We start from the raw sequence: 13,053 nt of genomic DNA on the forward strand, positions 1-13,053 counted from the left end.
ATACATAGCGCCCCGTAGCCTTATCTGACGGCCGTCCTACTATACCAGGGAATTATGTACCTAAGTACTCCACGTGATTAGGGTTTCCCCGCGAACCCAATCAGTTCAATTTTTCAAATCTTGACCTTATGCGGGGGCGTGTTCAGAATCACCTTTGCCAATTCCTCTGGCGTTGTAGAGATAGACCTTTGCAAGTTCATAATGTCGTTCTTGCGAGGACGACCGCGACCGCGTTTAGGCATTTTTTTTGTTGATGCCGGTGGTTCTTGTGTGTAAGTCATGATGGTAGATGACTGCTTAGGGAAATGTACACATATTCGGGTTATGGATGTTCCAGTGCATCCATAACCGCTTCGTAGTCTTCAATGTTTACGTCTTTAATCATTTCTTACGATAACATGCTACGTACAAATGTACGCTGCGTACAAAAATATATAAGGTTCTACCACGATTTGTATGGAATGATTAATTTTGATTGAACCAAAATAATTTAACAGGCTCGATTCCTGCGGAGCTTGGAAATCTCACACAGGTACAAAATCTGTCATTGTCCGGAAATTCCCTCACGGGTGAGATTCCGTCGGACTTGGGGCAGCTTTCCCGGTTGCAGCACTTGTATCTGAACGCGAATTCCCTCACGGGCTCCATTCCACCAGAGTTCGGAAACTTGGCACAGGTGAGAACTCTATGGTTGTTCGATAATGGGTTGACGGGCTCGATTCCACCGGAGCTTGGCAATCTTACACAGGTAGCAGATCTAGCATTATCCAATAATTTCCTGACGGGCTCAATCCCGTCGGAATTGGACCGTCTAACCAGCCTACAGTGGCTGTTAATAAATGATAACAACGATCTGACAGGCCTTCTACCACGCAGTTTCATCAAGAATAATCTAGCGGGTTTGAGACTTCATGGAACGAGAATCTGCAGGCACCGGGATGCAGTATTTCAGAAGTGGTGGAATACTGTTCTCCATAAGAGCGGGGGAGACTGTACGCCGGATCAGGTTGAGCGACTCGCTTTACTTGAGTTGTACGATCAGACAAATGGCCCCTCCTGGAGGAATGCGACGGGATGGGGTCGTGACAGTTCACTGGATACATGGCACGGGGTGAGCACGGTAAATGGACGCGTGACGGAATTGGTGTTACCGGGCAACGGTCTTGCGGGGCCGATTCCCGGCGAAGTGGCTAATTTCACTGCGCTCACGGTGCTCAATCTCGCCGACAATTCCCTGTCCGGCACTCTGTCCGAGGAGATATCATTGCTTTCAAATCTGACCGAGTTGCGGGTCAATGACAACTCGGCTCTTGAAGGCTCCCTCCGATACGATCTGACCAATCTATCCAACCTCGATGTGTTCCATTTCGGGGGGACATCATTATGTGTCTCGCCAGCCTCAAAGATCCAAACATGGTACACGGGAATCCAAGATGCCCGTGGCCGGATCTGTGGTAATCCGACCGAGGTCCAGCTGGACGTTCCTGTCGCTTATCTTGTGCAGTCCATACAGACCCAGCGAAGTTCGGTGCCGCTTGTTCAGGGGCGAGAGGCGCTGCTCCGCGTGTTCGTGACAGGGGGAACGGCTGCCGAACCGGCGTTCTTTGCGCCCCAGGTCGTGGCCACCATCCAGGAAGCTGGCAGGACGCATCAGGTAACGATGACCCAAAATAGCGTTCGACTCACAATGACGGTGGATGAGAGTGATCTGAATTATTCGTTTAATGCCGTTATTCCGGGAGAATTCATTACTCCAGGCTCAACGCTGGTTGTGGAGGCCGATCCCGAAGGCGTGGTCCCGCGCGCGGCTGGCAGCCAGGATCGGTTCCCCGCTACGGGCGGAGCATCGCTCAATGTCGTATCGGTTCCCGCTATGGACGTCACCGTGGTTCCTGTCCTGGAAGCAGCCGAACCGGACCGATCTATTTTTGAATGGACCGACAATATCAGCGATAACAGTTCCGAAGTCGGTCTGTTCAAGTATGCGCTTCCATTTCATGAATTTCGGGCCAGAAGCCGGGAATCCTATATCACTTCACTGGGTCTTGTCTCCAGTGGCGGGCGATGGGGGCTTGTGTTGGAGTTGGAAGCCTTGCGGTTGTTGGACGGCGCAACGGGGTATTATTACGGGGCGGCAGCCAGCGTCAATGGATTTGTGCGCGGAATTGCACGCCTCGGTGGCTGGGTCAGTATGGGCAAGGCATTGGACGAGGAGCTTGCGCACGAAGTCGGGCACAACCTCAACTTGAACCATGCGCCGTGTGGAGGCGCGTTGGTGACAGATCCAGACTTTCCTTATTCAAATGGGAGCGTTGGCGCCTGGGGCTATGATTTCCGCGATGGCACGTTGATCTCGCCAGCGTTTCACAAAGATATCATGGGGTACTGCTATCAGCAGGGGTGGCTCAGCGATTTCTTCTACGAGAAGGTGATTGATTTCCGGGAGCGGGTGGAGGGTAACAGAGGACCTGCCATAGCAGGCGCCGTACCCGAGTCTGATGTCCTGGTCGTGTGGGGAGGCGTTCAGGGCGGCGAACTTCGACTGGAACCTCCATTCCAGGCCAGTGCTGCGGCGCAACTCCCCGAAATGGATGGGCCGTACCGTCTTGACGGAATTGGAGGCGATACTGTTCTGTTTTCGATCTCCTTTACGCCGGGTGAAGATAAGTTTGGAAACAAGTATTTTCTGTTCGCGCTCCCCATTGAGCCGCAATGGGACGAAACCTTGGAACGAATCACGCTGACCGGCCCTGAAGGCAGTATCACGATCAATGCGAATGACCAGCGATCCCTGTCGATTGTCCGGGATGCGACTACCGGGAACGTACGAAGCATCCTCCGGGACTGGGACGGAGATCTTCCAGCGGTATTGGAAGAGATCGGAGATCTGAACATTCGGACCTCGCAGGACCTCATGGACTCGGTGCAGACGCAGAGATAAGGACTGGTGGATTTCTGGCGAAGATCAACCACCGATGAGGTTCGTAGGCAGGCTGTTGTACATTCAGATCAATTCACACGAGGAATTGCAGAGAAGTGTACGCACTCAGCGGGCAAATGCAATGTATCACCAATGAAATCCATCCAGCGCAATATCGGTTATTCCTTGGGGAGATATTTGAATCCGAAAATCCTTACATCACCCCGAGAAGTCAATCCGTATGTCTCGGAAATTGGAACCGTACATCCTTTCAATGTTGTATCCTGATTCACCCCTGTTTGCCTGTATTCAGGTCGTGTCAAAGCTGGTTTGTTTGGTCATGTTATGCCTGTCTCCTGTGACCCTTTTGGCGCAGGAGTCAGAGGAGAGTCGTGCATCTCGGATGGCGAACGAGAGATGGGATCACCGTTCAGAGATACGACCGTATTATCCATCACAGCCTCCCGCTCCTCTAGGTTTTGGAGCACGGGATCGTGAAGAACAGAAATTACAGAATTCAGGTGATGGATTGGGGGAATTTCCCACGGATACATTCACAGCGCAGGCAACGAAATCCGGCAATGTGATTGCAGTCCTGAAGGTGACGATAACCGATGATGATGTGGATGTCACCTCAAACGAAGAGCGCACCGAGTTGCCGAGGAATTTTCCGTGCAGGGAAACTATCCGAATCCATTCCATACAGAAACCAGGATTATGTATCATCTGCCGGAACCGGCCGAGGTATACGCCGAGGTGTTTGATCTACTGGGTCGCTTGATGTATACGTCTCCGGTACAGAAGGTCGCTGCGGGCTGGAATCACACACTGTCGCTGGACTTGCCTGAAACGAGTTCGGGCCTGTACATCTACCGTATCAATGTGGAGACGGTGCTGGGAACATGGACAAGAACCGGGCGAATCATTCAGGTCCGATAACTCCCGGGGGCGTTCTCGTGCCTAGTTTGGAATTCAGGATAACTCAGGATATTGGTCGAACCCAGTCGTGGTGAATGTTATGGGTCCATATTATTGGAGATAGAATCAAATTGTGACATTGCGGACTCGGCAACAAATTACTTGTAGATCTATAAAAGGCGATGAATCCAGTCCGAATTTCTGACGTAATCCAGGACAAGTTGGAACTAATTTCACCCCGAAATAGCAGACAATCAGGGTTCGGAAAAATATATAGAGACTGGTCTGGACTACATTTAATATTGGAGTGTTGGCGCAAGTAATCAGAATTGTCACGATATCAAGGAGGACTCAGACATGAAAAGTTGGGTTGTGAGTATTACAGTGGTGTTCGGGCTGGTAGTTGTCTTATCATCCGCACAGGCTCAGACCGTGCTCCATTTTGGAACTGTCACCTTTGATTCCAATCAGCCGCCGTCAAATCCGGCTAATACAACGCAAACCGCAATTAAGTTACATTCCATACGTAGTCTCGGAGCCGTTTTTGAGTTTCCTAGAGCTGCTTCAGGAGAACTTGACGGATTGTGCAGAGTCGGTAGAATATTTAGTTCCGGCGAATCTTGCGAAAATTTGAACCGACGGCGCGATATGGAGATGTATTCTTCATTAAGCCTATCGGAATTCGTGGACATCCAGTACGATCAGGGAGACGCATTTGGTGATAAGGACGATCATTTGTTCATAGACATTCCCGCCGATGCACGAATGTCTACCCGATTTGCCCCGAAGACATCTTCAGGAGATGATCGGGCAGTGCGAATTGATCGTATCTGGTTGGCCCCCTACTTTAACAATCAGTTTCAGAATACCGAATTGCCTGATTCAGCACCACGGGATCTTACTGTCTACATATACACGGATCAAGGAGGGAGGCCAAGTAAACTCTTGTTCTCAAAGATAATTGACGATCCGCGGAGTTTTGAAGCAGTAACAAACTTTACCTTGAATTTCTTTGAGCTGGATCTTTCAGATGAGGGAATCGGTGTACTGCCAGATATCGTGCACATTGCGTACGGCAATGCGGGAAGCGACGAAAACTTGCTGATTATAGGACCTGCGCCCTATAAAACGGAAGACGTGTCCCATCTGTACCGGAATAACAGATGGTCATCACTTTGGAGCTTGGTGACGACTGATCAAAGACGGCGGTTTAATGAAACGGTGATTCCCATTCGTGCCCGTTTCAGCCTTGAAGGTACCGCAGCACCATTACAATTTGAGCAGACAGTCACAGATCAATCATTTCCACGGGGGCAGTTCATTATCCCACTAGTATTGCCTAGGGCCACCGGGGGAGCATTGCCGATCAGTTATTCGCTTACTCCCACATTGCCTACGGGGCTAAGCTTTGATTCATCAACTCGGACTATAAGCGGGCTACCGATGGAGGCCACGGCGTCTCCCGTGACCTATACGTATATAGCCACCGATGCCAACGGTGACGAGGTAAGCTTGCAGTTCAATATAGACGTGCATTCAACGGTGGATGGTACAGAATTCGTGGACATCCGGTACGACTCAGGAGAAGTAGCCGCTGGAGTGAGCAATGGTGGCGATCCTTTGTTTGTTACTATAAAACGTGTTTCTCGAATGTCTACCCGATTTGCGCCGAAGGCCTCGAGGGATAATCGGGAGGTGCGGATTGATCGTATCTGGTTGGCTCCTTATTTCGATAATCAGTTTCGGAACACAGAATTGCCCGATTCTGCGCCTCGGGATCTAACCGTCTACATTCATGAGGATCAAGAAGGTAGACCGGGGGATGTCTTGTTCTCAAAGGTAATTGAGGATCCGCGGAGCTTTGCCGGGGCGACAGATGCAACCTTGAATTTCTTTGAGTTGGATCTCTCAAACGACAGAATCGGTGCCTTGCCGGATGTTGTCCACATTGCGTACGGGGATGCGGGAAGCGACCAAAACAACGTGGTCATAGCACCTTCGCCCTACGCAACGCAAGACGTGTCTCATCTGTACCTGAAGGATGAGGATGATGGAACATGGTCATCACTTTGGAACGTGGTAACGTCTAATGATATACGGCTGTTTAACGAGACCGTTATTCCTATACGTGCTCGTTTTAGCCTCGTGGCTACATCAACATCCGTAGAATTCATGGAGAAAACTTTACCTGAATTATTTGTGGTGCATGGGAACTACCCCAATCCTTTTCGACAATCGACATATTTGCAGTTCGATCTTCCCATGCCTGCCCGCGTAACCGTGGACGTCATTGATATGGTAGGGAGACGGGTGTTGACGGTATCGCCGGTCGAAATGGCGGCAGGGCGAGAGCAGCAAATAGTATTGGATGGACAATCATTGCCCCCGGGGCATTATCTATACCGTATGGTGATGTCCTCAGCGGAAGGTTCTTCGATGCAGACGGGACATTTCGTGCGCCTTCGGTAGCCTCTGTCCCCTCAATGTCTGGGATTTGATGCAGGGATGGCTGGAAAAATCGTAAATCTCGCGAGTTTGCAGTGGGTGACAAGATAAAGGAGCAGGCCGAGGGGGTGCTCCACCATTTGTCCAAGTACTTGTTTGCTTCGCTCGTTTGGAGACACGAATCGTTCTTTTGTTAGAATCGATTTATCGATCGAGTTTTGTCGCTGAACACTAGGTAAGCCAATACATGGCAGGAATATGTAATGGATCCGAGTTCGGCGGAACCCAAATATTCGTGTGATCCCTAACGCGCAAGGATCAGATTCATCATGATGGACCCTCTAGGGGGAGGATCCCAAGCTGTGCCCAATTGAAACTGAACTGGCCAATTCGGACCAAATTCGACGCCGATTCGTGGGCAACGGGCTGCAAACTGGCTGCGTAGACTCCTGAGACGTATCTGGAACGATGCCTTCTTCATGTGTTCAACCAAATGGGCAACGGCCTCATCAATCTGCCTCAGGCTAATGAATTCTCGCTTTCAAATCGTGCCAAAATTTATTGGATTACGACGTAAACGGCTTCTTCCGCGACTGATTCCAATGCAGGGACAACTCCGCCTCAAACCCACTTGACATTTATCCCAATAATTATTATAGTGTGGTATGGCTTCGCTCTTGTAATTCTCTTCTCCGGCTTGAAAAATGAAATCCTTTTCATACTTACTGCTTCTATTTTTCGCCGTACAGGCATACGGCCAGATTGGCTATGAAGGTGTAGGTAGGAAAATAATATTCCAGGATGAGACACAATTTGGTGCCACTGTTTACGTAGTCGATTCCGTCAACTCCTATTCAAAGGACGGCAAGCTTACGCAATGCAAAGATGTGCCGTTTGACGATATTCGAGCCAAGCGAAATTTTTGGATCCGTACATCTAATCATCTTCATTACCTCGGGTATAATGGCAGTGCTGGATCCAGAGGCATAAAGCAGTGTAACGATGAATATGATTCAAGCCGTCCTCCGAATCTTATTTCTTTCATGCTGATCGGCGAGAGCTATGCCACCTATGGTTCCGAGAGGTGCGGAGATATGATGTTCACGATCTCGCCAGGCGGAGACTTTATTTTGAAAATCTGTCATGTGGAGATGGTAGATGATATTCCACCTGATGATGGTGATGATCTATGCCCACTGTCTTATGAGCGACCAGAGTCTCCGATTAATCTGACAGGGCAAGCAACCGGACCTAGGACAATTCGACTGAATTGGAATACGCCCCCCCTTCAAGACGATCATACAATTGTTCACTTCAAAGTCTTTCACCGTGACGCAGACGCGGAGGGGCACAACTGGAAGAATACGATGATTGTGGCGGATTCTTTGTTTATTCACGAGAATCTTGCTCCAAACAGTTCACATTATTACGGCGTGCAACTCGTCACGAATTTGAACTGCGAAGCCGGTAAAATGTCAGATATTGTAAAAGTGACCACCGAGCCGATGATCTTTTTTTTGGATTGGTTCTCCTTTGATACTGAACGCATTCAAAACTACCCGAATCCGTTTACAGAATCAACTACGATAGTCTTTGATCTTTCCGAGCCAGCAGCCGTAGGTGTTCAGGTATTCGATGTTTTGGGGCGGATTGTTGAAAACGTTCCGGCTAAATGGTTTGGATATGGCAACCACCATAGTATCCTAATTAATGGCGAAAGCCTAGTGCCAGGAAATTATTTTTTTCGTGTGCAAATCAGAAACAAGAATCACTCCTATCGCTTCGGTCAGATGGTTCGAGCTTGAACTGGAGTTAGATGAAGTCTGTCGCAAAACCTGTAATCCAGGAACTTTTTGAAAATTCTTGATCTAGGAGTCTATTTCAAATGGTCCCCTGCCACGCATACAGATATACCCTCTAACTTCAATGACGGACTTTATCTACGGGCTTGCTGGAAACGAGGTTTCGCCCTCTACTACTGGTGCGATATTTGTCTCTAAGGGGGGCAAGAAGTTCTGAGGATGATAAAAGAAGCATACAAGCAGGTTTTCCTCGCTTGCGGGCTATTGCTGTTCTTGTTGCCTATGGTTGCCTTTGGGCAAGAACAAGAAATTCAAATCAAAGCTGAAGTGGAGGATTCCCCATTGATCGGTTTTGATTTAGACACTGGTCGTCAGGATGCGTCAGGTCTTGTGATTGTGCTTTCGGATGAATTGAATCGGCCATTAGACTCTGGAAGTGTGGACGTGGGGGGCGTAGATCTATTTCGTGTGCCTGATCGGTCTATTCATGATTTTGATCCTTTTACCACCAACGCATTGATTGGTCCTGTCTGGGATCTGGGTATTAGTAATTTAGTGTGGGATCAGAAAGAAGGTGAAACAAAATATTCAGGAGGGAGAGAAATTTTGGGCATTACAGGGGCAAAGGCCAATAATGTAGAGATCTCAGTTACGATTTTGGAGGGGAATTCAAGAACGTTTCCGGTCTCACTGGAGTTGAGTCCGTCAAGCGAGATAACCGTAACCATCTCGGGTTATGAAGGTAAAGGTTTGGAGGTGGAACCAAAAACCCTGACATTTACAACCGATAACTGGGACATACCAAAGACAGTGAAGCTTACGGCGGCGGAGGATGACAATTATACGAACGAACCGGCAATACGTCTGACACTCACGAATTCGGGAGGAGTTGAGACGAAACCAAGCTATGTCAATGTCATGATTGTAGACGACGAAATCGAATGGGAATTGGCACCGCGAAAGGTTCGTGAAGGTTTCCCAATCAGTATAAGCATTCCCCTTAGCAATACACAGGTTCCGCTTCTGGATGCTCTAGCGCCTCCGTCAGATGATGTAACGTTCACGCTTTACGGGCATCAAGGCCAAGATATAATTCCGGTTCAAACGAGATTGAGATTTCCCTTGAACAACTGGATGCAAGACCAGATACTGAATTTGGAGACAAGACTAGACGAAGGCTATGGGGATGAGGATGTCAGATTAACGCTGACCGCATCGGGCGGAGGGTACGACGGCCTGAAATATACAGTGGTCATCACAATCGTGGACCGACCGCGTGAAGAATGGGTTTTAGAGGGAGAAAGTATAACGCGAGAGTACATATTATATATTACCAACCCAGAATATTTTTCTCCATTGGCCTTATCAATTACTCTTACTGGGTTTCAGGATACAGATCTGAACGTATCCCCCCAGCGTATGAATTTTTCGGCAAATTCATGGTACGAATGTGACGCAGTCCCTTTGGATTTGGACACCTATTGTTTGGACTTTGTGCCGATAACAATGTTAGCAATGGACGATATTGATGCTGATGATGATTTTATAGTGATAGAATTCATCGTATCCTCCGATGGGCCGTTTAAGTTCCCAGATAATCAACTCCATGTGAGGATTGAAGACGATGACGACCCCAGCCTTATCATAACTCCATCAGAAATAACAGTTCGAGAGGAGGGAAAAGAAGAAACATTTGAGGTTAAGCTTTCTGCTCCCCCTTTGGATGGTTTTGGGAACAATGTAAGTGTGACCATTTCCTTTCTTGTTGGGCGAGATATGACGGCTGATCTGAAGACAGATCCGACCACGCTTATCTTCACGGCCGACAACTGGGATAATGATCAAAAGGTAAAGGTGCAAGCACGACATGATAATGATTCAGAGGATGAGCATGAGACTATATTGTTGGAAGCAAGTGGGGGCGGTTTTGATCTTGAACGGGGGCGTGTGCACGTAACAATCATTGACGATGATCGTCCCGGGATTAAAGCGTTAGAACGTATAACAGTGCGTGAAGGAGATATTCAACCCTTTGATGTTTCTCTTGAAGCCCGGCCTTCTGGTGATGTGAGGGTGAGTATTTCTGGGTATGATCCTCTGAAACTGGAGCCAAAACCGGCCATCCTGATATTCAAGGCCGCTAACTGGGATGACCCGGAGGCAGTAACACTACACGCATATCAAGACACTGATATTAAAGACGAGGAAATTACGTTGACCCTGAAAGCAAGTGGGGGAGGATATTTTGAGGAGATACATCATGTTATTGTGATCATTGAAGACGATGATCGTCCGGAGATTATAGCACCGATGGATGTTACTGTGAATGAGGGAAGTTCAAGAACCTTCAATGTATCACTTAGACATGAGCCTTCGGGTAAAGTAACGGTGCGTCTTTCAGAATTCAGCAATACGGACCTGAACTGGGATCTGACGGAGGATAAAGATGCCTTGATGTTTACGCCCTCAAACTATCGCGTTCCGCAGAGAGTCACCGTGTATGCAAAATCGGATGACGATGCAGAGCCTGATAGGGGAGAATTGCTCCTCACCGCAACGGGAGGCGACTATGATGAGGCCTCGCACACGGTATCTGTGACGGTACAGGAAAATGATACAAAAGGGATTGTATTAGATCCATCTTCATTGAGTTTGGAGGAAGAGGGTCAATCGGGTACGTATGATGTTTGGCTTCAGTCGAAACCGGTGGAAAATGTGAGGGTCAGAGTAAGCCTGGATCCCGTTTGGGCAAATCTTATTCTGAGTAGAACATTATTGAATTTCACGGTTGAGGACTGGAATGTTCCTCAGACAGTGACGGTCGAGGCGGACAAGGACAATAATTTTATAGATGAAACCGTGACTTTGGTGCATACACCGTCGGGGGGCGGCTATGACGGAGGGGAAGAAGCTTCTCTGGACGTTTTCGTTAAAGACAAGGGGGAGAATCCATTGACGATTTCAATCTACGACGCGCAGGTGAATGAGCAGGACGGGGAGGTTGACCTGCCCGTCCTGCTCAGTCGAGCAGCGAAGGAGACAGTAAGTGTATTGTATCAGACGGTGGCACAGTCTGCAGAGTCGGGATCAGACTATATCTCTTCCAGAGGCATTATGTTTTTTGATCCGGGAGCGACGAACGGAAAGATCCGCATCGAAATTCTGGATGATGAGTTTCCCGAGGTAGAAGAGACATTTGCGGTGGTACTGAGTAGTCCGCGAAATGCAGAGATTATGCAGGCAACCGGCCAAGTGACGGTTCTGGATAACGATTCAGCTGCAATCATATGGATTGACGATGAAATGGGGGTGGAGACGGAGAGGCTTGTACAATTTACGGTTCATTTACTGCAACCGAGTGCACTGCCGATCTCGGTCAACTTTCGGACTGAGAATGGGACGGCCATTGCGGGCGAGGACTATCATGCGAAGGCTGGCACTCTGACATTTGCGCCGGGGATGATGGAGCAGGAGATTGTAGTGGAACTTCTGTCCGGTGGACTGGACTCTCCAGAGGAGACGTTTACGGTACGCCTGGAGAAATCCAGTGAAATTCGCCTTGAAAAGGCGGTGGGAGTTGCTACCATCCGGGAAGATGCTTCAGTAGGTACAGAGGGGATGAAGGCATACACGACACGGTTTGTGCGAACCTCTACCCTAGAGATTGTAGATGCTTTGCAGCAGCGTTTCCGATCCCGGTCGGTTGGATCCTCATGTTTGGCGGGGCAGAGGGCCGAGTTGGTGCAGGTGTGGGGTACGGGGGCGGACTGGAACCCGTCCTTAGGTGAGCTCTTGGCAGGCTGCCACGTATCTCAGGAGCAGCTGGCCGCTCGCGGGGTGTTCCGTGTGTGGGGACGAGGTGCATTTACGCGATTCAATGGCCGGGGAGAAGACGCATTGAATGTGCGAGGAGACGTAACTACGGCCATGATGGGAACGGACTATCGGTGGGGAAGAGGCTGGACGGCGGGCGTATTGGTCTCCCATAGTCAGGGACATGGATCGTTTGAACTGAATGCGGAAAACGCGGAGGCTCAGTCCTGGCTTACTGGCATGGTTCCGTATGTATCAATGAAAGGGGCAGACTGGGATGCGTGGTTGGCGGTAGGCTATGGTCTAGGTCAGACGGAAGTCGAAGACATGAAGGGTGATTTGGTCGCTACCTTCGGTGCCGGGGGCGTGCAAGGGGAGTGGGCATCCAATTCATTACTTGGCATAACGGTGCACGGGGATATTTTGGTTGTGGGTTCGGAGGTAGACGAGTACACAATTAGCATGCAAGTCTATCGGTTTCGGGCCGGATTGGGAGCGGACCTGCGCGTGAATGCTCGGATCCGCCCATATGTGGAGGTGAATGTGCGGCAGGATGGCGGAAGCGCGGAGACGGGTACCGGGCTGGAGCTTGGAGGCGGAGTTCAATTCTCATATCCGTCGTGGCGATTGAAAGGTGAGTTGCGTACGCATGGACTAGTCATGCATACGGTGAATGAATTTACGGAGTGGGGGATGTCGGGTGTGATACAGATGGGAGGAGGCCCGGAGGGGTTGATGGTCTCGGTGCGCCCCTCATGGGGACCAAATAATAGTGGAGTGTTGCAACATCAGCAGACGATTATGGATGCCATCCCTGCGAGAATGAATCTTCGTCGGACCGACATCGAGATGGCCTACGGCATGCCACTCAAAAGCGGCGTGATACGGCCGTTATTGGGCATGACACAATTATCTACTGGTGGGACGTACCTTGTGGGAACAGAGCTACGGCCTTGGGATCAAGTGAGCGTGTCTATCTTTGGCCTGGCACATACCCACACAGACTCACAGGGCGAAATCGGTTTGAATGTGCAGGGATCTGTAAGGTATTGAATACGGAAGGCGTGATACTGAGATCAGGGTACACATCCCCCTCATTTCTGAACTTCCCCCCTATATTTCTCTGATCTGAGGATTTTTACCGAGTAGGGTCCT

The 13,053-nt window shown here is 49.4% G+C and carries 6 protein-coding genes; 5 read left to right on the forward strand and 1 reads right to left on the reverse strand.

The window, feature by feature from the left end; all coding sequences use genetic code 11:
• The first annotated feature begins 547 nt into the window (after positions 1–547).
• Complete coding sequence (locus tag F4Y64_03040) at positions 548–2,941, forward strand: hypothetical protein (GenBank protein ID MXX96574.1); 2,394 nt, start codon at positions 548–550, stop codon at positions 2,939–2,941.
• Positions 2,942–3,258: 317 nt separating this feature from the next.
• Here F4Y64_03040 and F4Y64_03045 read toward each other — a convergent pair whose 3' ends face one another.
• A complete protein-coding gene (locus F4Y64_03045) occupies positions 3,259–3,474 on the reverse strand; it encodes a hypothetical protein (GenBank protein MXX96575.1) in 216 nt (71 codons plus the stop codon).
• Positions 3,475–3,592: 118 nt separating this feature from the next.
• Between F4Y64_03045 and F4Y64_03050 the strand changes: the two genes are divergently transcribed.
• The 4 genes from F4Y64_03050 (at position 3,593) to F4Y64_03065 (ending at position 12,951) form a co-directional block, all read left to right on the forward strand.
• Entirely contained in the window at positions 3,593–3,859 is a 267-nt protein-coding gene (locus F4Y64_03050; protein ID MXX96576.1) for a T9SS type A sorting domain-containing protein, read from the forward strand.
• Positions 3,860–4,195: 336 nt separating this feature from the next.
• Positions 4,196–6,307 (forward strand): hypothetical protein, encoded by a 2,112-nt coding sequence (locus F4Y64_03055; GenBank protein MXX96577.1) that lies wholly within the window; start codon positions 4,196–4,198, stop codon positions 6,305–6,307.
• A 680-nt stretch (positions 6,308–6,987) separates the two neighbouring features.
• Positions 6,988–8,088 carry a T9SS type A sorting domain-containing protein gene (locus tag F4Y64_03060; GenBank protein ID MXX96578.1) on the forward strand — a complete coding sequence of 367 codons (1,101 nt, stop codon included), beginning with the start codon at positions 6,988–6,990 and terminating at the stop codon, positions 8,086–8,088.
• A 216-nt stretch (positions 8,089–8,304) separates the two neighbouring features.
• Positions 8,305–12,951, forward strand: a complete 4,647-nt coding sequence (locus tag F4Y64_03065; GenBank protein MXX96579.1) for a hypothetical protein — start codon at positions 8,305–8,307, stop codon at positions 12,949–12,951.
• Positions 12,952–13,053: the final 102 nt, after the last annotated feature.

This window comes from Rhodothermaceae bacterium (assembly GCA_009838195.1).
Lineage (GTDB): Bacteria > Bacteroidota > Rhodothermia > Rhodothermales > Bin80 > Bin80.

Excerpts from the sequence above, each read along its gene's own strand:
- F4Y64_03060 (MXX96578.1), top strand. The coding sequence starts at position 6,988 with ATGAAATCCTTTTCATACTTACTGCTTCTATTTTTCGCCGTACAGGCA.
- F4Y64_03065 (MXX96579.1), top strand. The coding sequence starts at position 8,305 with ATGATAAAAGAAGCATACAAGCAGGTTTTCCTCGCTTGCGGGCTATTG.
- F4Y64_03045 (MXX96575.1), bottom strand. The coding sequence starts at position 3,474 with ATGTATCCGTGGGAAATTCCCCCAATCCATCACCTGAATTCTGTAATT.
- F4Y64_03055 (MXX96577.1), top strand. The coding sequence starts at position 4,196 with ATGAAAAGTTGGGTTGTGAGTATTACAGTGGTGTTCGGGCTGGTAGTT.